General features: G+C 69.2%; 4 protein-coding genes. 2 read left to right on the plus strand and 2 right to left on the minus strand.

From position 1 onward, the window contains the following. On the minus strand, nucleotides 1-756 hold the full coding sequence (locus ACH34S_RS37885) for an enoyl-CoA hydratase/isomerase family protein (protein ID WP_395957730.1): 756 nt from the start codon (nucleotides 754-756) through the stop codon (nucleotides 1-3). A 239-nt stretch (nucleotides 757-995) separates the two neighbouring features. Continuing rightward, a complete protein-coding gene (locus ACH34S_RS37890; protein ID WP_395957731.1) occupies nucleotides 996-1,637 on the minus strand; it encodes a hypothetical protein in 642 nt (213 codons plus the stop codon). Between the two features lie 297 nt (nucleotides 1,638-1,934). On the opposite strand from ACH34S_RS37890, the gene ACH34S_RS37895 reads away from it, so the two are divergent. Together ACH34S_RS37895 and ACH34S_RS37900 are read left to right on the plus strand one after the other, a co-directional pair. After that, complete coding sequence (locus ACH34S_RS37895) at nucleotides 1,935-8,444, plus strand: SDR family NAD(P)-dependent oxidoreductase (RefSeq protein ID WP_395957732.1); 6,510 nt, start codon at nucleotides 1,935-1,937, stop codon at nucleotides 8,442-8,444. A 25-nt stretch (nucleotides 8,445-8,469) separates the two neighbouring features. Further along, nucleotides 8,470-24,447: an SDR family NAD(P)-dependent oxidoreductase gene (locus ACH34S_RS37900; protein ID WP_395957733.1), complete on the plus strand. Its 15,978-nt coding sequence runs from the start codon at nucleotides 8,470-8,472 to the stop codon at nucleotides 24,445-24,447.

The raw sequence follows: 24,447 nt of genomic DNA on the forward strand, positions 1-24,447 counted from the left end.
TCACGGTTTCTTCTTTCGGCGGTCGAGGAACGCGCTCATGCGGTCGCGCTTCTCGGTGGTCTCGAAGAGCACCGCCTGCGCGACGTCGTCGATCAGCGGGTGCGCCTCGCGCGGGGCGTGGAACAGGGCTTTCGTCAGCCGGACGGCGAGCGGGGCCGACGCGGTGATGCGGTCGGCCCAGCGGTGGCCCGCGGCGAGCAGGTCACCGTCCTCGACGATCTCCACGACCTCGTTGAGGAGGCGCAGGGCGTGCGCCTCGGCCGCGTCGAGTATCCGGCCGGCCAGGAGGATCTCCTTGGCGACGGGTTCCCCCACCAGCTCGGCGAGCCGCCAGGTGGCCCCGGCCGCGGCCAGGATGCCGAGGCCGGGCTCGGGGTTGCCGATCTTGGTGGTGGGGGTGCCGAGCCGGAAGTCGCAGGCGTAGGCGAGCTCGGCTCCCCCGCCGAGCGCGTAGCCCTCGATGAGGGCGATCGTCGGCATCGGGAGCCTGCGGATCCGGTCGAACAGGCCCGAGTTGATCCCCCGCAGGGCATCGTCGCGGCCGCGTTCCCGTAGCTGCCCGATGTCGGCGCCCGCGGCGAACGTCCCGCCGGAGCCTTGGACGAGCAGCACGCGCGGATCGGACTCCAGTACCCCGCAGATGTCGTGCAGGTCGTCCACCATGCGCTGGTCGATGGCGTTGCGGACGTCCGGCCGGTTCAGCGTGACGACGACGCGGTCGGTGCTCGCGTCGACGAGGATGGTGGCCTCGGTCATGGCCGCTCCACGAGTGGCGCGGCGCCCTGGCCCACGCCGCCGCGCATGGTGGCGAGGCCGTGTTCGGTCGTGCCTCTCGGTCGAGCCAGTGCCACCAGCGCTTCCCTCCGTTGACCAGGGGCCAGTGCTTGCCCACTGTGTCATATGCGTTGTAGTTCCATCTGGCGCCGGCCGAGCACGAGATCCAGGCGCACACCCTTGATCCTCAAGGTCACCTCAGCGGGGCGGCCCACACCTGGTCAAGGGCTTCGCCGGCGTCTGACCGCTCGCCCAGAGGTCTCGCCGTAGGCGAGGACGTCACCTCGCCGGTAGAGACGGCGGACACGGCCGCCGCCCAGAGTCTCCTGGCGGACGGGTTCGGGCCATCCAGCGGGTGGACGCTTCACATAGACGGTGACGCTGCTCTGCGCGAGGCCCAGGAGGCGCGCCGCCTCGGCCAACGTCACCAAGGCATCGGGATCTCCCGCATCGGGATCATCAGCGGTGGCGGAACGTTCCTGGTGGCCCGCGTACCAGGCCGCCCACTCCTCCTCGTTCCAGTAGAGGGCCTTACCCACCTGGTGGGCGGCGTCCGGGTGCCCGTTGCTCTCGCGTTCGCTCCACAGCTTCTTGAGCGCATGGCGGCTGAGACCGTACCTGTCGCTCAACTCGTCCCGCGTGACCAGGCCGGCCGGGACCTTCCGGCCCGTCTGACGCGCCGCGTACCAGCGGTCCCACTCCTCGGCGTCCCACGCGAGCTGCGAGCCGACCGATCCCACCGCTTCGGGATGGCCGTTGACGTCCTGCTCCCGGTACAGCTTCTCCAGCGTGCTACGCCCCAGCCCGTAGCGCTCCATCAGATCGCCGCGCGTGTACACGCGCCGCCCGTCCAGCATGGTCATGTCGGCATTCTCCCCGACCGGGGGCGGACCGCAGGCCGCCGCCTTCGCGCGTGCTCACCAGAACGCCGGGCCCGCCGCCGACGATCGAGTTACCCGCCCGGCGGCGTAGCCCGTGGACGGCAGGCCCGACGCGAACGCGCACCGGGCGACCGGACACCCGGCTTGTTGTGCCCGGATGAGCTCATTTAAGGCTGTTTTCGGAAGGCCAGGGCGGCTTTAGAGCCCTCAAAGGGCTCTGTTAGCGGGCGTCATTACGATGCTCCGAAGGAGTCTCTCTGCGCGGACGAGGAAATAGTCATGTCGAATGAAGAGAAGTTTCGCGATTATCTGCGGCGCGCTACCAACGACCTTCACCGCGCGCGGGAGCGGGTGCGGGAACTGGAGCTGGAGAAGACCGAGCCCATCGCGATAGTCGGCATGGCCTGCAGATATCCGGGCGGGGTCGGCTCGCCACACGAACTGTGGGAACTGGTCGCCGCCGGACGGGACGCGATCTCGGAATTCCCCGACGACCGGGGATGGCATGTCGACCGCCTCTACGACCCCGACCCCGAAGTTCCGCACACGACATATTCACGGCACGGCGGATTCCTGCACGACGCGGGGGAATTCGATGCCGAATTCTTTGGCGTCAGCCCGCGCGAGGCACTTTCCATGGACCCGCAGCAGCGGTTGCTGCTGGAGACGTCGTGGGAGGCGCTGGAGAGCGCAGCGATCGATCCGCTGGGGATGCGCAGCACCTCGACCGGGGTGTTCGTCGGCGTGATGTATCACGACTACGGGTCGCGGATCAGCCGTCCGCCCGAGGAGATCGAGGGCTATCTCGGGCAGGGAAGCGCGGGGAGCGTCGCGTCCGGACGGATCGCGCACTCCTTCGGGTTCCAGGGTCCGGCGGTGACGGTGGACACGGCGTGCTCGTCGTCGCTGGTGGCGATGCACCTGGCGGCGCAGGCGCTGCGTTCGGGCGAGTGTGAGATGGCGCTGGCCGGAGGCGTCACGGTGATGGCGACGCCTTCGGTGTTCCTGGAATTCAGCCGCCAGCGCGGGCTGTCGCCGGACGGCCGGTGCAAGTCGTTCTCCGACTCCGCCGACGGAACCGGCTGGGGCGAAGGCATCGGCGTGCTGCTGCTGGAGCGGCTGTCGGACGCGGAACGTCTCGGTCACCGCGTCCTCGCCGTCATCAAGGGCTCGGCCATCAACCAGGACGGGACCACAAGCCAGTTGTCGGCTCCGAACGGGCCGTCGCAGGAGCGCGTGATCGAGCAGGCCCTTGCGAACGCCGGTCTCACCGCCGACCAGGTGGACGCGGTCGAAGCGCATGGGACCGGGACGACGCTGGGTGACCCGATCGAGGCACAGGCTGTGCTCAACACGTATGGGCAGCACCACACCGCCGAGTCGCCTCTGCACCTCGGGTCGATCAAGTCGAACTTGGGGCACACGCAGGCGGCGGCCGGTGTCGCGGGTGTCATCAAGATGGTGCAGGCGATGCGGCACGGCGTCCTGCCGAAGTCGCTTCACATCGACCAGCCTTCGGCCCATGTCGACTGGGACACCGGGCACATCGCGCTCCTGGACCAGGCGCGGCCGTGGCCCGAGACGGGGCGTCCGCGCCGGGCGGCGGTGTCGTCGTTCGGGATCAGCGGCACCAACGCACATCTCATCCTGGAGGCCGCGCCTGAGACGTCCGTCGAGGACGCCGCCGGGCCGGAGGCCGGTCCCGTGGTCGCCGTGCCGTTGTCGGCCAAGACCCCTCAGGCTCTGCGCGACGCCGCCGGACGGCTGAAGGACCACCTTGCCGAGCATCCCGACCTCGGCCCGGCCGACCTCGCCGATCCGCTGAACAAGCGCGCCCTGTTCGAGCACCGGGCCGTCGTCGTCACCGGCCGCGACGACCGCGATGAGATCGCAGCGGCCCTTCAGGCGCTGGCGGACGATCAGCCGCATCCGTCCCTGATCACCGGCACGCCCCAAGCCGGCAGCGGCGGCGGTGTGGTGTTCATGTTCAGCGGCCAGGGCAGCCAGTACGTGGGCATGGGCCACGAGCTCTACACCACCTCACCCATCTACGCCCAGGCCTTCGACGCGATCTGCGAGGCGGTCGATCCGCACCTGGACCGCCCGCTTGCTGATGTGGTGTTCGGCGACGACGCCGACCTGCTCAACAACACCCGCTACGCCCAACCCGCACTGTTCGCAGTCCAAACCGCCCTCTACCGGCTGCTGGAACATCACGGCGTCACCCCCGATCACCTGATCGGGCACTCCATCGGCGAACTCACCGCCGCCCACCTGGCCGGACTATGGACTCTTTCCGACACCGCCGCCCTCATCACCACCCGCGCCCGCCTCATGGCCGCACTCCCCACCGGCGGCGCCATGCTCACCACCCACACCACCCAGGAAACCCTGCAACCCCTCCTCGAAGGGCACGACAGCGTCGCGATCGCCGCGGCCAACTCACCAACCTCCACCGTCCTGTCCGGAGACCGCGAGGCTCTGGAACAGATCACCGGGACCCTGGACGAGCAAGGGATCAAGTACCAGTGGCTGAAGGTCAGCCACGCCTTCCACTCCCCACTCATGGACCCGATCCTGGAGGAATTCCGCGAAGCCGCGGCCGGGCTCACCTATCACCCGACCACCATCCCGATCATCTCCAACCGCACCGCAACCACCGCCACCCCCCAACAACTCAACGACCCCGACTACTGGACCGGACACATCCGCGACACCGTCCGCTTCCACGACGGGCTCACCCATCTCGACCAGACCCACCACCCTGCCCTCTACCTCGAAATCGGGCCACGACCCACCCTCACCACACTCGCCCACCAAACCCTCGCCACCACCCCCACCATTCAGGCCACGCTCAATCCCAAGCAACGCGACGCCACTGCTTTCCACAGCGCGCTCGCTCACGTTCACACCACCACCAACATCTCCATCGCCTGGCCCAACAGTGATCGCCAGCTCACCGACCCGCCACCCACCTATCCCTTCCAGCGCACGCGCTACTGGCTCGACGCCGACAGTCACGGTCCGGGAGACATCACCGAGCTGGGACTTCAAGCAGCCGAGCACCCGTTGCTCGCCACCACCGCGACGCTCCCCGACGGGACCTGGCAGGCCACCGCCCGGGTCTCCCTCGAAACCCAGCCCTGGCTCGCCGACCACGCCGTCAACGGGACCCCACTCCTGCCGGGCACCGCGTTCGTCGACCTGGCGCTCCACGCGGGATTCGCCGCCGGCTGCCCTGCTGTGGAGGAACTGACGCTGCAGTCTCCGCTGGTGTTCTCCGGTGACGAGTCCTGGGATCTGCACGTCACCGTAGGCCCGGCCACCGACGAGGGGCGACGCGACTTCGCAGTCCACTCGCGGCCGCAGCACGGGCAGTCCGTCTGGACGACTCACGCGATCGGCGTTCTGGGCCCCGATGACGGAACCGTCCCTCCGCCTGCCGACAGCGAAGACGCTTCAGAGAAGGTCGACGTCGCGAGCTTGTACGAGCGGCTGGCCGATCAGGGATACGGCTACGGCCCCTCGTTCCAGAACCTTCGCGAGCTGCACCGCGACGGCAGCGTCCTGCACGCACGTGTGCAGGTCGGCGCCGACACTGCCCTCACCGGCTACGGCATCCATCCCGCGCTTCTGGACGCGGCGCTTCACGCACTGGCCGCCAACACCGCCGACGACAACGACGACGACAACAGCGCCCCCAGCCTGCCCTTCTCTTGGAGTGGCGTCCGGCTGCACGCCACCAGCGCCGACACCCTCCACGTCCGCCTCACCCAAACCCGGCCCGACACCGTCACCCTCCACGCCACCGACCCCACGGGCCAACCCGTCATCACCATCGACGAGCTCACCCTTCGCGTCTTGACGGGTGACATCGCCCCGCCGGCGCCCGTCGCGCCCGCCGCATCCGATCTCTTCCATCTGGAATGGCGGCTGTTCTCGGACTCCGAAGCAGATCCAGCCATGGACGCGGCATTCCTGGGCGACGCGTTCACCAATGACGAGCCGACCATCTACATCAGCCTGGACCAATTGGCCGCCGCAATCGATCAGGGGATGGACGCGCCCGGCGAAGTGATCGCCCTGCCGTCCCTGTTCGACGGTGAGTGCGCGCACGGCACCGGAGGTGATTGCTCGTGCCCGCAGGCCGTGACCGCCGCTACCGAAACGGCGCTCGCCCTCGTCCAGGAATGGCTGGCCTCGGAGCACTTCGAGCAGAGCGTCCTCACCCTGGTCACCCGGCACGCGCACCTCGTCGCGGACGACGATCAGGCTCTTCGTCCTGCACAGGCGGCGGTCTGGGGCCTCGTCCGTTCCGCGCAGAACGAGCATCCCGGACGGTTCCGCCTCCTCGACAGCACCGCGACGGATCTCGATGCGATCAGCCGTGCCGTGGCTTCCGCGGGACTGCACGACGAAACGCAGGCGGCGCAGCGCGGCTCGGCCATGTTCCACGCCAGGCTGGTGAACAGCCGCGAGGAGTTGCTGGTCCCGCCGAGCGATGTCGGCTGGCAACTGGAGACGACGGCGCAGACGGGGTCTCTTGACGACATCGTCCTCGCCCCGACGAGCAATCACGATGACCCGCTTCATCCGGATCATGTGCGTATTCGCACCCACGCCGCCGGGCTCAATTTCCGTGACGTGCTCGTGTCACTCGGAATGGTCAATCACAGGGCACCCATTGGCGGTGAGGAAGCCGGTGTGGTCATCGAGGTGGGCGAGAACGTGCGGACGTTCAAGCCCGGCGACCGGGTCACCGGCATGTTCACCCACGGTGGCATCAGCCCGACCGCGACCACCGACCACCGCCTCATCATGCGGATCCCCGACCACTGGACCTGGCCGCAGGCAGCCACCATCCCGGTCGCATTCCTGACCGCCTACCACGGCCTGATCAGCCTCGCGAACCTGCAACCCGGGCAGAAAGTCCTCATCCACACCGCCACCGGCGGCGTCGGACTAGCCGCACTACAAATCGCCCGCCTGCACGGCGCCGAAATCTACGCCACCGCCAGCCCCCACAAATGGCCCACCCTCCGCGAGCACGGCCTAGACGACGACCACATCGCCAGCAGCCGCACCACCGACTACGAACAACACTTCCGCACCACCGCACCCGACGGCATCGACGTCATCCTCAACAGCCTCGCCCACGAACACACCGACGCCTCACTCCGCCTCCTCAACCCCCACGGCCACTTCATAGAAATGGGGAAAACCGATATACGAACACCCGACCAGCTCACCCACCACCCCCACATCCATTACCAAGCCTTCGACGTTCTCGACAACGACACGTCCCATCTGCAGCAACTCATCACCACCCTGAACGACCACTTCACCGCCGGCGCCCTGCGGCCTCTCCCTGTCACCAGTCACCCCATCACCCACACCCACCGGGCGATCCGGACCCTTTCCCAAGCACGCCACATCGGGAAGATCACCCTCACCCTCCCCCAGCCGCCCACCACCCACGCCACCACCCTCATCACCGGCGGCACCGGAACCCTCGGCGCCCTCGTCGCCGAGCACCTCGCCACCCACCACGAAGCCACCCACCTGCTGCTGACCAGCAGGCGCGGACCCGACACCCCCGGCGCGGCCGAACTCGAACAGCGCCTGGAACGCCTCGGCGCACGGGTCACCATCGCCGCCTGCGACGCCGCCGACCCCGATGCGCTCGCCCAGCTCCTGGCCACCATTCCGGAGGACCGTCCGCTCAAGACCGTCATCCACGCGGCCGGAGTCCTGGACGACGCGCCCCTGGAGAACCAGACGCCCGAACGTGTGGCGACGGTGTTCCGTCCCAAGGTCGACGCCGCATGGAACCTGCACGAGCAGACCCGCGACCTCGACCTGGACGCATTCGTCCTGTTCTCCTCCGCCGCCGGAACCCTCGGCAACCCAGGCCAAGCCAACTACGCCGCCGCCAACACCTACCTCGACGCCCTGGCCACCCACCGCCACCACACCGGCCTACCCGCAACCTCCATCGCCTGGGGACTGTGGGCACACACCAGCGCCATGACCAGCGCACTCACCACCACCGACCACGCCCGCATGAAACGCTCCGGAGTCATCCCGCTAAGCGACGAACACGGGCTCGCACTCCTCGACACCGCACTCCAGCTCGGCACTCCCCACGTCGTCGCGACACCCATCACCGCAGCGACCACCGCGCACCCCTCGCCCCTCCTCCGCGCCCTCGCGCCGCAGCAACGCCGCAGTGCCGCGACCGGCGCGTCCACGACGGAGAGGTCGAGTGCGAAGGACCTCGTCGCCCAGCTTGAGGAACTCACGGCGGACAAGCAGCGCCGGTACCTGCTCGACCTGGTTCAGACGCATGCCGCGGCGGTCCTCGGTCACAGCAGCGCGCAGACGATCGCCCCGGAGCGGCCGTTCAACGACCTCGGGTTCGACTCCCTCACCGCCGTCGAACTGCGCAACCGCATCACCAGCGCGACGCAGCTCCGCCTGCCCCCGACGCTGATCTTCGACCACCCCAGCCCGACGGCGCTCGCCGCCGAGCTGCACGCACGGCTCGCCCCGGCCGCGGCCGGCACGGTGCCGGGGCTCCTCGCCGAGCTCGACGGCATCGAGGCCGCGCTGTCGGCGGTCTCCGCCGACGACGACGAGCGCTCCGCCGTCACCGCACGCCTGGAGAGCCTGCTCCGCGCATGGAGCGGCCGGATGAACGACCAAACGAACGCCACGGACACCGATCTCGCGTCCGCCACGGACGACGAGATCTTCGACGTCATCGAGAACGAGCTCGGAATCTCCTGACCGACGACCCACGTGAGGAATCCAGATGTCCAATGAAGAGAAGCTCCGGGACTATCTGAAGCGCGTCACGGCGGATCTGCGTCGTACCCGTCAGCGTGTCCGCGAGGTGGAGTCGGAGAAGTACGAGCCGATCGCGATCGTCGGCATGGGGTGCCGCTTCCCCGGCGAGGTGCGCTCGCCCGACGACCTGTGGAACCTGGTCGCCACCGGGCGGGACGGGATCTCGGAGTTCCCCACCAACCGCGGCTGGTCCAGCGACCTGTACGACCCGGACCCCGAGCACCCCGGCACGACCTACACCCAGCACGGCGGTTTCCTGCACGACGCCGACCGGTTCGACGCCGCGTTCTTCGGGATCAGCCCCCGCGAGGCCTTAGCGATGGACCCGCAGCAGCGGCTCCTCCTGGAGATCGCCTGGGAGACCGTCGAGGACGCCGGTCTGGACCCGACCGCGCTGCGCGGGCACAACGTCGGCGTGTTCGCCGGGGTGCTGTCCAGCAACTACGGCTCCCATCTCCTCCTCGAGACGCCCGAGGAGATCCAGGGCTACCTGTCGACGGGCATCAGCAACAGCGTCGCGTCGGGCCGGGTCGCCTACACCTTCGGTTTCGAGGGCCCCGCGCTGACCGTCGACACCGCCTGCTCGTCGTCCCTGGTCGCCATGCACCTCGCGGCTCACGCGCTGCGTTCGGGCGAGTGCCGGATGGCGCTCGCCGGAGGCGTGACGATCATGGCCACGCCCACCCCGTTCGTCGACTTCAGCCGCCAGCGCGGCCTCGCCGCGGACGGACGCTGCAAGCCGTTCGCCGCCGCCGCCGACGGGACGGGCTGGGGCGAGGGCGTCGGGCTCCTGCTGATGGAGCGGCTGTCGGACGCCGAACGCCTCGGTCACCAGGTCCTGGCCGTCATCAAGGGCTCGGCGGTCAACCAGGACGGCGCGAGCAACGGTCTCGCCGCGCCGAACGGGCCGTCGCAGGAGCGTGTCATCCAGCAGGCTCTCGCCAACGCGCAACTGACCGCGGACGAGGTCGACGCCGTCGAAGCCCACGGCACCGGCACCCGCCTTGGCGACCCGATCGAGGCCCAGGCTCTGCTCAACACCTACGGACAGCACCACACCGCCGAGCGACCCCTGCACCTCGGATCGATCAAGTCGAACATCGGTCACACGCAGGCCGCTGCCGGAGTCGCGGGCGTCATCAAGATGGTGCAGGCCATCCGGCATGGGACGCTTCCGGCATCCCTGCACATCGACCAGCCCTCAACTCACGTCGACTGGGACACCGGACACGTCGCCGTCCTGGACGAGGCACGCCCCTGGCCCGAGACGGACCGTCCGCGACGAGCCGCCGTGTCCTCCTTCGGGATCAGCGGCACCAACGCGCACCTCATCCTCGAAGCCGCACCCGTGCCGGAGGAGTCCGAAGAGACCACCTCGGACGAGGCCCCGGCACCCGCCGTCGCACTCCCACTGTCGGCCAAGGACCCGAAAGCGCTCCGCGACGCCGCCGAACGCCTCAAGCTCCACCTTGCCGAGCACCCCGACCTGACCCCTGGTGCTCTCAGCCCTTCCCTGAACACGCGTGCCTTGTTCGACCACCGCGCCGTGATCGTCACCGGACGAGACGACCGCACCGAACTCGACGCCGCCCTCACCGCACTCCACACCGACCAGCCGCATCCTTCGCTGATCACCGGCCCCGACACCCTGCCCACCACCAACGGCACCGTGTTCGTCTTCCCCGGTCAAGGTTCGCAATGGGCCGGCATGGGCGTGCAACTCCTCGCCGAGTCACCCGCCTTCGCCCAAGCCATCGATGAGTGCGCACAGGCGTTGCAGCCCCACACCGGCTGGAACCTGCTGGATGTGCTGCACGCCGATGAGCCGCCCGCGGCGACCGAGGTCATCCAGCCGACGCTGTTCGCGCTCATGGTGTCGCTGGCCCGGCTCTGGCAACACCACCACATCCACCCCGACGCCGTCATCGGCCACAGCCAAGGCGAAATCGCCGCCGCCCACATCGCCGGCGCCCTCACCCTCGACCACGCCGCCCACATCGTCACCACCCGCGCCCAAGCCCTCACCACCCTCGCCGACACCGGCCGCATGATCTCCCTCCCCACCACCATGGAGAAGGCCCAAACCCTCATCAGCGACCTCGGACTCGACGACCTGCACATCGCCGCACTCAACGGCCCCCAACACACCATCATCGCCGGAGCCACCAACCAGGCCCAAGCACTCGTCGCGCACTGCACAGGCCACGGGATCGACGCGCGCATCATCCCCGTCGACTACGCCTCCCACACCCCGCACATGCACGCGATCCGCGAGGAACTCATCCAGGCCCTATCCGGGATCACACCCCAGAACGGCGACGTGCCGTTCTACTCCACCCTGACCGGGCAGCTCATCACCGACACCACCACCCTGAACGCCACCTACTGGTACGACAACCTCGCCAACCCCGTCCAGTTCCACCCCACCCTCACCCAGCTGATCCCGAATCATTCGGCGTTCATCGAAACCAGCCCGCATCCCATCCTCGCTCCGGCGATCCACGCCGCCATCACGGCACCCGCAGCCGCGCACCCCACCCTGCGACGCGACCACGGCGGATACCGCCAATTCCTCACCTCACTGGCCGCACACCACACTCACGGCGCCAAACCCATCTGGCATGTTGAGGCCAAGCGGCCCGACGTTCCGCTGCCCGCGTACCCGTTCCAGCGTGAGCGCTACTGGGTCGAGGGTGCCGTTCCCGTCACCGAGGTATCTGGGTTCGGGCTGACCTCGGCCGAACACCCTCTTCTGGGCGCCGCCGTCACGCAGCCTGACGGAACGTTGGTGTTCACCGCCCGTCTCTCCCTCGAAACCCAGCCCTGGCTCGCCGACCATGCCGTAAACGGGACGCCGCTCCTGCCGGGTACCGCGTTCGTCGACCTGGCGCTCCACGCGGGATTCGCCGCCGGCTGCCCGGCCGTGGAGGAGCTGACGCTGCAGGCTCCGCTGGTGTTCTCCGCCGACGAGTCCTGGGATCTGCACGTCACCGTGAGCCCGGCCGACGATGAGGGACGACGCGACTTCGTCGTCCACTCACGGTCGTCCGTCTCGACGCTCGGTGACCAGTCGACCTGGATCACGAACGCCACGGGGACCCTCACCTCGGACGAGAGCACCGCCTCGCCTTCGGCCCCCGCCACCACCGACAGCGGCACGAACGTCCAGATCACAGGGTTGTACGAGCGGCTGGCCGAGGAGGGATACGGCTACGGCCCGGCGTTCCAGAACCTGCGCGAACTGACTGAACAGGACGCGACGACGCTGCACGCGCGCGTCCAGCTCGACCCCGAGACCCCGGTCGCCGGCTACGGAATCCACCCTGCGCTCCTGGACGCGGCGCTTCACGCACTGGCCGCCAACACCGCCAGCACCGACAACGGCGGCAACAGCGAAAGCAGCGCCCCCAGCCTGCCCTTCTCGTGGAGTGGCGTCCGGCTGCACGCCACCAACGCCGACACCCTCCAGGTCCGCCTCACCCAGACGCGACCCGACACCGTCACCCTCCACGCCACCGACCCCACCGGCCAACCCGTCATCACCGTCGACGAGCTCACCCTCCGCCAGTTGAGCGGTGACCTGGCCACGACGACCGCGGCCCCGGTCGCCAATGATCTGTTCCAGCTCGCGTGGAATCCGCTGCCCGAAACCATTCCGGCTGATCTCGGCACTCCGGTATTCCTCGGCGAGGCCCCCGCGGACGGCGATGCGCTCGTGCACACCGGGCTGGACGCCCTGATCGCCGCCGTCGACAAGGGAATGGACGCGCCCGGCGAAGTGATCGCCCTGCCGTCCCTGTTCGACAGCGAATGCGCGCACGGCACCGAGGGTGATTGCTCGTGCCCGCAGGCCGTGACCGCCGCTACCGAGGCGGCGCTCGGCCTCGTCCAGGAATGGCTGGCCTCAGGGCACTTCGAGCAGAGCACCCTCACGCTGACCACGCGTTTCGCTCAGCACATTCTCGAAGACGACCAGGCCGTGTCGCCCTCGCACGCGGCCGTATGGGGCTTGGTCCGCACCGCGCAGAACGAGCACCCCGGACGGTTCCGCCTTCTGGACTTGGACGGCGAGACGGACACGGCCGCCATCGTCCGCATTGTGGGAATGGCGGAGGCTGCCGACGAGCCGCAGCTGGCGCTCCGCGGCGAGACCGTTCATCAGGGACGGCTGGTCAACGCTCGTGAGAAGTTCCTGGTCCCGCCGAGTGACATCGGCTGGCAACTGGAGACCACCGCCCGGACGGGCACTCTGGACGACATCGTCCTCGCCCCGATCACCCGTCATCTCGACCCTCTTCACCCCGATCACGTGCGAATTCGCACCTGCGCCGCCGGGCTCAATTTCCGTGACGTTCTGGTCGCCCTGGGAATGGTGAACACCAACTCCCCGATTGGCGGCGAGGAAGCCGGTGTGGTCATCGAGGTGGGCGAGAACGTGCGGACGTTCAAGCCCGGCGACCGGGTCACCGGCATGTTCACCCACGGTGGCATCAGCCCGACCGCGACCACCGACCACCGCCTCATCATGCGGATCCCCGACCACTGGACCTGGCCCCAGGCAGCCACCATCCCGGTCGCATTCCTGACCGCCTACCACGGCCTGATCAGCCTCGCGAACCTGCAACCCGGACAGAAAGTCCTCATCCACACCGCCACCGGCGGCGTCGGACTAGCCGCACTACAAATCGCCCGCCTCTACGGTGCGGAAATCTACGCCACCGCCAGCCCCCACAAATGGCCCACCCTCCGCGAGCACGGCCTGGACGACGACCACATCGCCAGCAGCCGCACCACCGACTACGAACACCACTTCCGCACCACCGCCCCCGACGGCATCGACGTCATCCTCAACAGCCTCGCCCACGAACACACCGACGCCTCACTCCGCCTCCTCAACCCCCACGGCCACTTCATAGAAATGGGGAAAACCGATATACGAACACCCGACCAGCTCACCCACCACCCCAACATCCACTACCAAGCCTTCGACCTCATCAACACCGGCACACCCCACCTTCACTACCTCCTGGAAATCCTTCAGGAGCACTTCGTCACCGGCACCCTGCAACCTCTTCCCGTCACCAGTTACCCCATCAGTGAGACCCACCACGCCATCCGCACCTTCTCCCAAGCACGCCACATCGGGAAAATCACGCTGACGATTCCCGCCCCATTCACCACCACCAACACCACCACCCTCATCACCGGCGGCACCGGAACCCTCGGCGCCCTCGTCGCCGAACGTCTCATCACCGAGCACGGCGCGACTCATCTGCTGCTCACCAGCAGACGCGGACTCGACGCGCCGGGGGCAGGCGAACTCAAGGATCGCCTCGAAGGTCTGGGCGCACAGGTCACGATCGCGGCCTGCGACGCCGCCGACTCCGGAGCACTCGCCGAACTGCTGGCCGGCATCCCGGACGAGCGTCCCCTCAAGACCGTCATCCACGCGGCCGGGATCTTGGACGACGCGCCCCTGGAAAGCCAGACGCCCGAACGTGTGGCGGCGGTGTTCCGTCCCAAGGTCGACGCCGCGTGGAACCTGCACGAACAGACCCGCGACCTCGACCTGGACGCATTCGTCCTGTTCTCCTCCGCCGCCGGAACCCTCGGCAACCCAGGCCAGGCCAACTACGCCGCCGCCAACACCTACCTCGACGCCCTGGCCACCCACCGCCACCACACCGGCCTACCCGCAACCTCCATCGCCTGGGGACTGTGGGCACACACCAGCGCCATGACCAGCGCACTCACCGCCACCGACCTCGCCCGCATGAAACGCTCCGGAGTCATCCCGCTCACCGACGAGCAGGGACTCACACTCCTCGACACCGCGCTTCAGCTCGACCAGCCGCACGTCGTCGCGACACCCATCACCGCAGCGACCACCGCGCACCACTCGTCGCCCCTCCTGCGCGCCCTCGCCCCGCAACAGCGCCGCACGGCCGCGACCGGCGCATCGGCGTCGGAGTCGCTCACCGGTCTCGCGCAGGAGCTGGCCGGTCTGTCTTCCGAGCAGCAGCTGGAGCACCTGCTCGGCGTCGTGCAGACCCAGGCTTCCGTGGTCCTCGGCCATTCGGCGACGGACGCGATCGCCCCCGACCGGCCGTTCAAGGAGCTCGGCTTCGACTCCCTCACGGCCGTCGAGCTGCGCAACCGGCTGGCCAACGCGACCAGTCTCCGGCTGCCGCCCACCCTGATCTTCGATCATCCCAGCCCGACCGCGCTGGCCGAATATCTCCAGTCGAAGATCGTCACTACCTCCGCCCCGGCCGTCACCGTCACGCGCAGCACGGCGACGACGGATGAGCCGATCGCGATCGTGGGCATGGCCTGCCGCTACCCCGGCGACGTCCACAACCCCAACGACCTGTGGAACCTGGTCCACAACCAAAAAGACGCCATCAGCCCCTTCCCCACCGACCGAGGCTGGCACCCCCACCTCTACAACCCCGACCCCACCACCCCCCACACCACCTACACCAACCACGGAGGCTTCCTCAACGCCGCCGACTTCGACCCCGCCTTCTTCAACATCAGCCCCCGCGAAGCCCTCGCGATGGACCCCCAGCAACGCCTCCTCCTCGAAACCACCTGGGAAACCCTCGAAAACGCCCACCTCAACCCCACCCACCTCAGCAACCACACCATCGGTGTCTACACCGGGGTCTTGGCCAGCAATTACGGGGCGCATCTGCTTTACGAGGCCCCGGAGGAGGTCTCTGGCTACCTTTCGACGGGCATCAGCAACAGCGTCGCGTCCGGGCGAATCTCCTACACGTTCGGGTTCGAGGGACCGGCCGTCACCATCGACACCGCTTGCTCGTCCTCACTCGTCGCCATGCACCTCGCCACCCAGGCACTCCGCTCCGGCGAATGCGACATGGCCTTTGCCGGCGGCGTGACGGTGATGGCGGCTCCGACACCGTTCCTGGAATTCAGCCGCCAGCGGGGTCTTGCGGCCGACGGACGCTGCAAGCCCTTCGCCGCCGCCGCCGACGGCACCGGCTTCTCCGAAGGCGTCGGACTCGTCCTCCTCGAACGCCTCTCCGACGCCCAACGCAACGGCCACCAGATCCTCGCCATCGTGAAGGGCTCGGCAGTCAACCAGGACGGTGCGAGCAACGGCCTGTCCGCACCCAACGGGCCGTCGCAAGAGCGCGTCATCCAGCAGGCGCTGGCCAACGCCGGACTCACCGCCGACCAAATCGACGCGGTCGAAGCCCACGGCACCGGCACGACGCTGGGCGACCCCATCGAAGCCCAAGCCATCCTCAACACCTACGGACAACACCACACCGCCGAAAAGCCGATCTACATCGGCTCCATCAAATCCAACATCGGTCACACCCAGGCCGCCGCTGGTGTCGCGGGTGTCATCAAGATGGTCCAGGCGATGCGCCACGGGACGCTTCCCGCATCCCTGCACATCGACGAACCCTCAACCCACGTCGACTGGAACACCGGACACGCCGTCCCACTCGCCGACAGCATCCCCTGGCCCGAAACCGACCGAGCCCGGCGAGCCGCCGTCTCATCCTTCGGAATCAGCGGCACCAACGCCCACCTCATCCTCGAAGCCGCACCCATGCCCGAGGACACCGAGGAGACCGCCTCGGACGAGGCCTCGGCACCGGCCGTCGCGCTCCCGCTCTCGGCCAAGGACCCGGATGCGCTGCGCGACGCCGCCGAACGCCTCAAGCTCCACCTTGCCGAGCACCCCGACCTCGCCCCGGCCGACCTCGCCGACCCCCTCACCAGGCGCGCCCTGTTCGATCACCGGGCCGTGATCGTCACCGGACGAGACGACCGCGACGAGACCACGACAGCCCTTCAAGCGCTAGCGGACGGGCAGCCGCACCCCGCCCTGATCACCGGCCCCGACACCCTGCCCACCACCAACGGCACCGTCTTCGTCTTCCCCGGCCAAGGCTCCCAATGGGCCGGGATGGGCGTGCAGCTACTCGCCGAGTCACCCGCCTTCGCCCAAGCCATCGACGAATGTGCCCAAGCCCTCCAGCCGCACACCGGGTGGAACCTGCTCGACGTTCTACACGCGGACGAGCCGCCTGCGGCGACCGAGGTCATCCAGCCCACCCTGTTCGCGCTCATGGTGTCGCTGGCCCGGCTCTGGCAACACCACCACATCCACCCCGACGCCGTCATCGGCCACAGCCAAGGCGAAATCGCCGCCGCCCACATCGCCGGCGCCCTCACCCTCGACCACGCCGCCCACATCGTCACCACCCGCGCCCAAGCCCTCACCACCCTCGCCGACACCGGCCGCATGATCTCCCTCCCCACCACCATGGAGAAGGCCCAAACCCTCATCAGCGACCTCGGACTCGACGACCTGCACATCGCCGCACTCAACGGCCCCCAACACACCATCATCGCCGGAGCCACCAACCAGGCCCAAGCACTCGTCGCGCACTGCACAGGCCACGGGATCGACGCGCGCATCATCCCCGTCGACTACGCCTCCCACACCCCGCACATGCACGCGATCCGCGAGGAACTCATCCAGGCCCTATCCGGGATCACACCCCAGAACGGCGACGTGCCGTTCTACTCCACCCTGACCGGGCAGCTCATCACCGACACCACCACCCTGAACGCCACCTACTGGTACGACAACCTCGCCAACCCCGTCCAGTTCCACCCCACCCTCACCCAGCTGATCCCGAATCATTCGGCGTTCATCGAAACCAGCCCGCATCCCATCCTCGCTCCGGCGATCCACGCCGCCATCACGGCACCCGCAGCCGCGCACCCCACCCTGCGACGCGACCACGGCGGATACCGCCAATTCCTCACCTCACTGGCCGCACACCACACCAACGCCGCCAAACCCACCACCACCTGGTACACGCCGACCGCTGCCCCACACACCCAGCCGCCCACCTACCCCTTCCAGCACGAACGCTATTGGCTCGACTCCGTTTCGACGGGCGACGCCACGGGCTTCGGTCTGAACAAGGCCGAGCACCCGCTGCTGGCGACCACCACTCCTCTTCCGGACGGACGGTGGCAGGCCACCGCTCACCTTTCCCTCGGCACCCTTCCCTGGCTCGCCGACCACGCCGTCCACGAGACGCCGCTCCTGCCCGGCACCGCCTTCCTCGACCTCGCACTCCACGCCGCCCACGTCCTCGGCACACCCACCCTCGAAGAACTCACCCTCCACACACCCCTGACCCTCACCACCGACAACCCACGCGACCTCCACATCAACGTCACCGCACCGGACGACGATGGCCGTCGCCAAGTGACGTTCCATTCGCGGGTCAGCGCCGACGACGAGCCCGAGTGGGTCATGCATGCGACGGGCGTCCTCAGTGCCGACGAGCCGGCGACGGCCGCACCGGCCTTCCCCGGCGGCCGCCCCACCACGGATCCGGTCGATGTCTCCGATCTGTACGACGTCCTCGCCGAGCGCGGCTACCACTACGGCCCGTCGTTCCAGAACCTCCGCGAGCTGAACCGGGACGGCACCACCCTGCACGCTCTCGTCCAGCTCGACCCGGACACCTCCGTCACCGGCTACGGAATCCACCCCGCACTGCTGGACGCCGCGCTGCATCCGCTCGCGGTCCAGGGGATGGACGCCGATGAGACCCCGCTCCCCTTCTCCTGGCGGGACGTCCACCTGTCGGCGACATCCGCGACTCAGCTCCAGGTCCGGATAACCACGACGGGGGAACGGACGGTCCGGATCGACGCGTGGGACGATTCCGGGTTCCCGGTCGCGTCCATAGGCACGCTCACACTGCGGTCGGTCAGCAGCGAGGAGTTCCTGAAGGCGTTCGCGGCGAGCAACGACCGTTCGCTTTTCACGGTGGAATGGTCACCGGCCAGGGCGACCGGCGAATCCGCGTCCGAGACGACGACGGTCCGACTGGACGACGCGACGACGCTGGACTCCCTTGCAGAGGCGATCAGCGCGGGCACCGACGCGCCACAGCACGTGCTGCTCGACGTCCGAAGCACCGGAGACAGTCGTCCGGCGGACATCGAGGCGCTGACGGGCGATGTCCTCGACCGCCTCCGCCGCTGGGTGTCGGACGAGCGATTCGCCGAATCCCGGCTGGTGGTCCTCACGCACGGTGCGGTGGCCGTGGAGCCGGGGGACGTCGCGCTGGGTCAGGCGTCGATCTGGGGGCTCTGCCGTTCGGCCCAGACCGAGCACCCGGAGCGGATCGTCCTGCTGGACACCGACGACCATACGGATTCGGTGCAGAACCTCGAAGCCGCATTGGCGACCGGCGAGGCTCAGCTTGCTCTTCGCGCGGGCCGGGTCCTGACACCGCGACTGGTATCGGCCGCCCGCCCCACGCCGGCATCGCTCGTCCAGGCAGGGGACGGCACAGTGCTGATCACCGGCGGCACCGGAACCCTCGGCGCCATGGTCGCCGAACACTTCGTTACGGAGCACGGCGCCGCGCATCTGCTGCTCACCAGCAGGCGAGGGCTCGACGCCCCCGGCGCGGCCGAACTCCAAGAACGATTGGAAGGCCTGGGGGCGCACGTCACGATCGCGGCCTGCGACGCCGCCGACCCCGACGCACTGACCGAACTCCTCGCCGCCATTCCGGACGACCGTCCGCTGAAGACCGTCGTCCACGCGGCCGGAGTCCTGGACGACGCGCCGCTGGAGAAGCAGACGCCCGAACGGCTGGCCGCGGTCTTCCGACCCAAGGTCGACGCGGCGTGGAACCTGCATCACCAGACCAGCGACCTCGACCTGGACACGTTCGTCCTGTTCTCCTCCGCCGCCGGAACCCTCGGCAACCCGGGCCAGGCCAACTACGCCGCCGCCAACACCTACCTCGACGCTCTGGCCGCCCACCGCCACCACACCGGGCTGCCCGCGACCTCGATCGCGTGGGGACTGTGGGAACACACCAGCGCCATGACCAGCGCGCTCACCGCGGCCGACCTGGCGCGCATGAAGCGCTCGGGAATGCATCCGCTCACCGATGAGCAGGGTCTCGCACTCCTCGACGCCGCGCTTCGGCTCGACCAGCCGCACGTCGTCGCGACACCCATCACCGCGGCGACCACGGCTCACCACTCGTCGCCCCTCCTGCGCAGCCTGGCACCGCGGGGCCGTCGCGCGTCCTCGTCCTCGACGAACGCACTCGCGCAGCAGCTCGCGAAGCTCAGCTCTGAGCAGCAACTGGAACATCTGCTCAGGGTCGTCCGCGATCAGGCGGCGGCCGTGCTGGGGCATTCCACGGCCGGGACGATCGTCGCCGACCGGCCGTTCAAGGAGCTCGGGTTCGACTCCCTCACGGCCGTCGAGCTGCGCAACCGCATCACCAGCGCGACACAGCTACGGCTGCCCCCGACGCTGATCTTCGACCATCCGACCCCGACCGCGCTGGCCGGTCATCTGCGGAGCAAGCTCGCAGAACGTCCCGCCGGGGCGACCACGGCGAAGCGGCGTGCCGCGACGACGGATGAGCCGATCGCGATCGTGGGCATGGCCTGCCGCTACCCCGGCGACGTCCACAACCCCAACGACCTGTGGAACCTGGTCCACAACCAGAAAGACGCCATCAGCCCCTTCCCCACCGACCGAGGCTGGCACCCCCACCTCTACAACCCCGACCCCACCACCCCGCACACCACCTACACCAACCACGGAGGCTTCCTCAACGCCGCCGACTTCGACCCCGCCTTCTTCAACATCAGCCCCCGCGAAGCCCTCGCGATGGACCCCCAGCAACGCCTCCTCCTCGAAACCACCTGGGAAACCCTCGAAAACGCCCGCCTCAACCCCACCCATCTCAACCGGCACAACATCGGCGTCTACACAGGGGTGCTGAGCAGCGACTATGGCGCCCGGATGCTGAACGACACTCCGGAGGAGTTCGAGGGCTACCTCCTCACGGCGAACGGCGGGAGCGTGGCCTCGGGGCGCGTTTCCTACACGTTCGGGTTCGAGGGGCCTGCCGTCACGGTCGACACCGCTTGCTCGTCCTCACTCGTCGCCATGCACCTCGCCACCCAGGCACTCCGCTCCGGCGAATGCGACATGGCCGTGGCGGGCGGCGCCACCGTCATGGCGACCCCGTCCGTCTTCGTCGAGTTCGCCCGGCAGCGGGGGCTCGCGGCCGACGGACGCTGCAAGCCCTTCGCCGCCGCCGCCGACGGCACCGGCTTCTCCGAAGGCGTCGGACTCGTCCTCCTCGAACGCCTCTCCGACGCCCAACGCAACGGCCACCAGATCCTGGCCATCGTGAAGGGCTCGGCGGTCAACCAGGACGGTGCGAGCAATGGGCTGTCGGCGCCGAACGGGCCGTCGCAGGAGCGCGTGATCGAGCAGGCCCTGGCCAACGCCGGTCTCACCGCCGACCAGGTCGACGCGGTCGAAGCCCACGGCACCGGCACGACGCTGGGCGACCCGATCGAGGCCCAAGCCATCCTCAACACCTACGGGCAACACCACACCGCCGAAAAGCCGATCTACATCGGCTCCATCAAGTCGAACTTGGGGCACACGCAGGCGGCTGCCGGTGTCGCGGGTGTCATCAAGATGGTCCAGGCGATGCGGCACGGAACGCTTCCCGCTTCCCTGCACATCGACGAACCCTCAACCCACGTCGACTGGACCACCGGACACGCCGTCCCACTCGCCGACAGCATCCCGTGGCCCGAAACCGACCGGGCCCGGCGAGCCGCCGTGTCCTCCTTCGGGATCAGCGGCACCAACGCCCACCTCATCCTCGAAGCCGCACCCATGCCCGAGGACACCGAGGAGGATGCGGCCGAGCCGCCGGCCGGTCCGGTCGCCCTACCCCTGTCGGCGAAGACCCCTCAGGCTCTGCGAGACGCCGCCACACGGCTGAACGACCATCTCACCGACCGTCCCGACGTCGCTCCGGCCGAACTGGCGGGGCCGCTCGCGCAGCGAGCACTGTTCGATCACCGAGCCGTCGTCCTCACCGAACCCGACGACCGAGACGAACTCAGCCACGCCCTCACAGCACTGGCAGCCGACCAGCCCCACCCCCTCCTGATCACCAACACCGTCCAGGACAACGGCGGTGGTGTGGTGTTCATGTTCAGCGGGCAGGGCAGCCAGTACGTGGGCATGGGCCACGAGCTCTACACCACCTCACCCATCTACGCCCAAGCCTTCGACGCCGTCTGCGAAGCCGTCGATCCGCACCTGGACCAGCCCCTCAAGGACGTCGTGTTCGGCGACGACACCGACCTGCTCAACAACACCCGCTACGCCCAACCCGCACTGTTCGCAGTCCAAACCGCCCTGTACCGGCTGCTGGAACACCACGGCGTCACCCCCGATCATCTGATCGGGCACTCCATCGGTGAACTGACCGCCGCCCACCTGGCCGGGCTGTGGACTCTGTCCGACACCGCCGCCCTCATCACCACCCGCGCCCGCCTCATGGCCAACCTCCCCACCGGCGGCGCCATGCTCACCACCCACACCACCCAGGAAACCCTGCAACCCCTCCTCGAAGGACACGACAGCGTCGCGATCGCCGCAGCCAACTCACCAACCTCCACCGTCCTGTCCGGAGACCGCGAAGCTCTGGAACAGATCACCGGAACCCTGGACGAGCAGGGGATCAAGTACCAGTGGCTGAAGGTCAGCCACGCCTTCCACTCACCACTCATGGACCCGATCCTGGAGGAATTCCGTCAGGTCGCGGCCGGGCTCACCTATCACCCCACCACCATCCCGATCATCTCCAACCGCACCGCGTCCACCGCCACCCCCCAGCAGCTCAACGACCCCGACTACTGGACCGGACACATCCGCGACACCGTCCGCTTCCACGACGGGCTCACCCACCTCCACGACACCCACCACCCCGCCCTCTACCTCGAAATCGGTCCACGCCCCACCCTCACCACGCTCGCCCACCAAACCCTCCCGGGCGGGTCCGCCATCCAGCCCACGCTCCACCACCAGAAGACCGACACCACCGCCTTCCACACCGCACTCGCGCACGTTCACACGGCCACCAACGTCTCCGTTACCTGGCCCACCACCAGTCACCAGCCCGTCGACCCGCTGCCGACCTACCCGTTCCAGCACAGCGCCTTCTGGTACGAGCCCAAGGCAAGCAACGGGCACGGCGCGGCCGGGACGGTCCCGGGGCAGGAGACCGCGTTGTGGTCGGCGATCGATCAGCATGACCTGGCGGCGCTCTCCTCGACGCTGGACCTCGACCTGGACGACCCGGCCAAGCGCGGGCTGCTCGCCGAGTTGCTTCCTGCGCTGTCGGCGTGGCGGCGGAGCGGGTCGTGGTGGTACGAGCCGTCCTGGGAACGCGTCCCGGTGTCCGGGGACTTCTCCCTTCCGGGTTCGTGGCTGCTGCTGCGGGTCGAGCCGGGCCGGTCGGACGACGGCGCGCTGGCGGAGGTGCTCGCCGAGCGCGGTGCCGACGTCGTCACGCTGGACATGCCCGTCGACGCGGACGCGGACCAGCTCGCCGAGAAGATCGCCCGGAGCGTCCAGGCGACGCAGGTTCGCGGCATCCTCTGCCTGACCGGCCCCACCAACCCGAACGACGACGAGGACGAGAACGAGACGCTCGCATCGCTGCACCGCCAGGTGGTCGGCATACCGGAGGCGCTCGCGCTCGCCGGGGTGGACGCTCCGCTGTGGTTCGTCACGCGCGGCGCGGTGAGTACGGCGCCGGGTGGGCTGCCGGACGATCCCGGGCTCGCTCAGCTGTGGGGCGTCATCGCGACGACCAAGAACAGCAGCCGGCGCCGCCTGCTGCGGGCCGTCGACCTGCCCGGGACGTTCCCGGGACGGGCGGGTGCCCGGTGGCTGGCCGCAGTGCTGGCGGGCGGCGACGAGATGGCTGCGGTCCGCGAGGACGGCGTGCACGTCAGGCGCCTGATCCCCGCAACCGCGAACGCAACCGCGAGCGCGAGCGCCGACGCCCCAGGGAGCACGTCCTGGACGTCGTCCGGCCCCGTGCTGGTGACCGGCGGGACGCGCGGTCTCGGGGCCGAGGCCGCCCGCCGCCTGGCGGGGGCCGGGGTGACGCGGCTCGTGCTCGTCCGCGATCCGGCCGATCCGGAGGGTGCCGGGCTGCCCGCCGAGCTGGCCGGGCTCGGCGCCCACGCCACGGTCGTGACCTGCGACCTCTCGGATCGCGATGCCGTCCGGAACCTCTTCGAGGGGGTCTCGGCGGAGGCGCGGCCGAGCTCGGTCGTCCATGCCGCGGCGCTGCCGTCCGGTACCGAGCCGGAACCGCGGGCGGCGGCGGACGCGGCCCGGAACCTGCACGAGGCCACCGCGGACCTCGACCTGTCGGCGTTCGTGCTGTTCGCTCCGCTGACCGCCGCGGCCACCGTGTGCGCCGGCCGGCCGGGTGAGCTGGCGGTCGGGGCCGTCCACGAGATGGTGGCGCGGCAGCGGCGGCGGGACGGCCTGGCCGGGACGGCGCTCGCCTGGGGGCCCGTGGAGGGCGAAGCCGCCGGTGACGCTCCGGGGCTGCGTCCGATCCGCGCGGCGGTCGCGCTGCGCGATCTCCCCCGCTTCCTGACGGGCAATGCCACCGAGCTGGTGGTGGCCGAGCTGTCCGAGGGATTCCCGGGTGTCGGCCCGCGCGAGACGGGAGACCCCGAGCGGGCGCCCGTGGACATGAGCAAGGGCGCGCTGCTGAGGCGGCTCGCCGGGCGGTCGCCGGAGGAGCGCGACGGGCTGCTGCTGGAGTTCGTGCTCGCGCTGACGGCGGAGGCCCTCGGGCACGACCCGGGCAGTCCGGTGCCGCCCGACGCCGACTTCCTCGATCTCGGGATGACCTCGATCGGCGCGCTGACCATGCGGGACCGGCTGACCGAGGGCACGGGCCTCGCGCTGTCGGCGAGCGCGGTGTACGACCTGCCGACCCCGGCGGCGCTGGCGGCGCATCTCGGCGCCGAGCTCGGCGCGGCGGCGGACGCCTGA

This window comes from Actinomadura sp. 3N508 (assembly GCF_044326375.1).
GTDB lineage: Bacteria > Actinomycetota > Actinomycetes > Streptosporangiales > Streptosporangiaceae > Spirillospora.